We start from the raw sequence: 499 nt of genomic DNA on the forward strand, positions 1-499 counted from the left end.
GCACTTGGACAAGCACCAGCCGTTGTTACTTCAGCGAAAGTCACAGTAGCAGTACTACAATTATCCGTAGCAGTTAAAGTAGCTGCAGTTGGAATCGCAGAACATTCAGCTGTTACGTTAGCAGGAACAGTTTCCACAAATGTTGGAGCAATTGTATCTTGTATTGTAAATGTTGCTGTAGAAGTTGAATTATTACCACAATTATCAGTAGCTGTAAATATTACAGTCACAGCAGCGGAACAATTATTTGCTATATTATTAAAATTATTAGTCCAAACAATATCACCACAGTTATCAGTTGCAGTAGCACCTGCATGGTTGTTTAACCAATCTTGTAATGCTGTTGTATTACCAGAACCATCACATTGTACTATAATATTACTTGCTTGAGTAGTTATTACAGGAGCCGTAGTATCTTGAACAGTTACTACTTGAGTAGCCGTAGTTGTATTACCACAAGCATCGGTAGCGGTCCATGTTCTAGTTAAAGTATAAGCAC

General features: G+C 37.9%; 1 pseudogene. It reads right to left on the minus strand.

From position 1 onward, the window contains the following. Positions 1-499: pseudogene (locus ACODSI_RS15065) on the minus strand (hypothetical protein); the annotation flags it as partial.

The sequence above is a fragment of the Flavobacterium sp. FG139 genome (assembly GCF_057809695.1).